The sequence below is a fragment of the Bradyrhizobium sp. genome (assembly GCF_016462955.1).
GTDB lineage: Bacteria > Pseudomonadota > Alphaproteobacteria > Rhizobiales > Xanthobacteraceae > Bradyrhizobium.
Map to the genome: position 1 here is coordinate 1 of NZ_JAEMSD010000845.1, position 1,751 is coordinate 1,751.

A 1,751-nucleotide genomic window follows, 5' to 3' on the forward strand; every position below is an offset into this window, starting at 1 on the left:
ACTTCGTGAAGCTCGCCGAGAGCTTCGGCGTCGCGGCGACCCGCGCGGCCTTGCGCGGGATGCTGTGCCGCATCCGGATGCATGGCGTCCACGATCGCCGCTTGTTATGGTTAGCCGGTGCAGCGCCAGCCGCACCCGCACCGATTGCCAACCCCGCCGAGTCCTGATGTCATCAAGCCCCCTGATCGCCCGCACGGTCCCCGCCCTGCGGCGCGCCGTCGACAATCTCCGCAAGCGAAAGGCCACCGTCGCGCTGGTCCCGACCATGGGCGCCCTCCATGACGGGCATGTGTCGCTGGTCCGCCTGGCCAAGCGGCGCGCCAGCCGCGTCGTGGTCTCGATCTTCGTCAACCCGACTCAATTCGCGCCGACCGAGGATTTCGGCGCCTATCCGCGCACCTGGAAATCCGACATCGCCAAGCTCGCGGCCGAGCACGTCGATATGGTCTGGCACCCCGGCGTCGAGGCCATGTATCCGCAAGGCTTCGCCACCCGCATCGTGCCGGAGGGGCCGGCGCTGGCCGGACTCGAAGACCGCTTCCGGCCGCACTTCTTCGGCGGTGTCGCCACCGTCGTCGGCAAGCTGTTCACGCAAGTCCGGCCGGATGTTGCGATCTTCGGCGAGAAGGACTTCCAGCAGCTCCGCGTGGTGACGCAGATGGCGCGCGACCTCGACCTCGGCGTCAAGGTGATCGGCTCGCGCACCGTGCGCGAGCGCGACGGGCTCGCGATGTCCTCGCGCAACGTCTACCTCTCGTCCGAGGAGCGCCAGACCGCCACCGTCCTCTACCGGGCCATGAAGGAGAGCGCCGGACGCATCCGTGCCGGCGATGCGATCGCCCCGGCGATGGCCGGCGGCGCCGAGATTATCACGGCGGCGGGCTTTGCGCTCGACTACTACGAGATCCGCCATGCCGAGACGCTGGCACCGGTCACCTCGCGCAAGGACGGCCCGTTGCGGATCCTGGTCGCGGCCAAGCTCGGCACCACCCGGCTGATCGACAATATCGCGGTCTAGAGCAATCCGAGATCGCGCAGCTCGCGCCGCATCGGTTCCGGCATCGCCGCGATCGAGCCGGCGGCGGACCTGCCGAGATCGGCAGGCGCGGAATCCTCGGTGAGATAGCGCCAGCCCTGGAACGGGCGCATCGGCCGCGGCGACACCGAGATCACCTTCGGCTGCATCACGATCCTGCAGCGCCCTATGCCGTCCTTGTCGCGGAACGGCTCGATGCCGATGATCTTCTCCCGCGCGGCGACCTCGCCCTTGATCACCCAGTAGAGCGACCCGCCGGCGAGGATCTCGGCGTCGCGCTTGGGCACCATGCGGGTGACGTGGATGTGATGTTGCGGCAGACCCTTCTTCTTGGCGGTCTGCATCCGTTCGGCGATCCACTCCTTCAATTCCTTGACGGAGTCGCAGCCGACGGCAAGCTTGATCAGATGTAGCGGCATGCGCCAGCATTAGCCGGGCAGCCCCGCATTGGAAATGCCGATCTACTCGTTATCCGCAGCCGGAGGAGCGGCCACGGAGGCCGGTGGTGGCGCGAGCGGAACCGGTGCGGCTGGCGCGCGCGCCGCCTTCGGTACCGGCGGCTTCTTCGCGGCCGCCGCAGCGGGTGGCGCGGCAGCCTGTGCCGAGGCCGCGGCGGGCGCACGCGGGGCCGGCGCTGCATTCGTGGCGGGCGCTGCCTGCCTCGTCGTTGCCGTCGGCTCCGGATTCATGATGCTCACCGGGGGCGTCGACGAAG

Annotated in this window: 2 protein-coding genes and 1 pseudogene; 1 reads left to right on the forward strand and 2 read right to left on the reverse strand. The window is 69.0% G+C overall.

Annotated elements, in window-relative coordinates; all coding sequences use genetic code 11:
• Positions 1-166 precede the first annotated feature (166 nt).
• The gene (gene panC, locus JHD07_RS39100) at positions 167-1,018 is read left to right on the forward strand and encodes a pantoate--beta-alanine ligase (RefSeq protein ID WP_291631926.1); all 852 of its coding nucleotides are present in this window, start codon (positions 167-169) and stop codon (positions 1,016-1,018) included.
• On the opposite strand, the gene JHD07_RS39105 is transcribed toward panC, so the two are convergent.
• Positions 1,015-1,455, reverse strand: coding sequence for a DUF1489 domain-containing protein (locus JHD07_RS39105; protein WP_291631928.1), 441 nt, complete (start codon positions 1,453-1,455; stop codon positions 1,015-1,017). The two genes, panC and JHD07_RS39105, sit on opposite strands and share 4 nt — an antisense overlap.
• 42 nt (positions 1,456-1,497) lie before the next feature.
• Positions 1,498-1,751: pseudogene (locus JHD07_RS39110) on the reverse strand (hypothetical protein); the annotation flags it as partial.

Excerpts from the sequence above, each read along its gene's own strand:
- panC (WP_291631926.1), top strand. The coding sequence starts at position 167 with ATGTCATCAAGCCCCCTGATCGCCCGCACGGTCCCCGCCCTGCGGCGC.
- JHD07_RS39105 (WP_291631928.1), bottom strand. The coding sequence starts at position 1,455 with ATGCCGCTACATCTGATCAAGCTTGCCGTCGGCTGCGACTCCGTCAAG.